Source organism: Acinetobacter sp. Li1LvA2, from assembly GCF_056156705.1.
This window is the reverse complement of record NZ_JBSICF010000027.1, coordinates 1-821: the sequence shown is the minus strand read 5'-3', so window position 1 is coordinate 821 and position 821 is coordinate 1. Positions and strand designations below refer to the sequence as shown.

Below are 821 nucleotides of genomic sequence, written 5' to 3'. Positions count from 1 at the left end.
GCCAAAGCCTGTGCAGCAAATGCTTCATTCAGCTCAATTACATCCATCTGCTCTAAAGTCAGGTTGGCTTGTTTAAGTAGTTTTTTAATGGCTGGTGCCGGAGCAAAACCCATAATACGTGGTTCTACACCCACTGCTGTTGAAGCAATGATCTTGGCACGTGGTTTGAGGTTGTAAGCTTGAACTGCCTCATCAGAAGCGATCAGCAGAGCTGCTGCACCATCGTTAATGCCTGAAGCATTGCCTGCAGTCACAGAACCATCTGCTTTGACAACCGGTTTAAGTTTACTTAAAGCTTCTAGCGTGGTTGATGCACGTGGATGCTCATCGGTATCAATCACAACAGCATCGCCCTTACGCTGAGGGATTTCAACTGCCACGATTTCTTTAGAAAAAAAGCCTTTGGCTTGCGCGCTTGCGGTGCGTTGTTGGCTCACCAAGGCAAACTGGTCCTGATCTGCACGATTGACGTTAAACTGTTCAGCCACGTTTTCGGCAGTCTGGGGCATGGTGTCTACACCATACAATTCTTTAAGTTTAGGGTTAATGAAGCGCCATCCCATGGTGGTGTCTTCAATCTTCTGGCTACGGCCAAAGGCACTATCAGACTTACCCATCACATAAGGTGCACGGCTCATGCTTTCTACACCACCGGCAATCACCAAGTTCGCTTCACCTGCTTTAATGGCACGGGCAGCAATGGCAATCGCATCGAGTGAAGAACCACACAAACGGTTAATGGTCGTTGCTGGAACCTGATATGGTAAACCTGCAAGCAGTGCTGACATACGACCTACGTTACGGTTATCTTCACCGGCTTG

General features: G+C 48.2%; 1 protein-coding gene. It reads right to left on the bottom strand.

Going from position 1 to position 821, the window contains the following annotated elements; translation table 11 throughout:
* A partial coding sequence (locus ACS604_RS18930; protein WP_474772652.1) for an acetyl-CoA C-acyltransferase occupies positions 1–821 on the bottom strand: 821 nt, incomplete at both ends.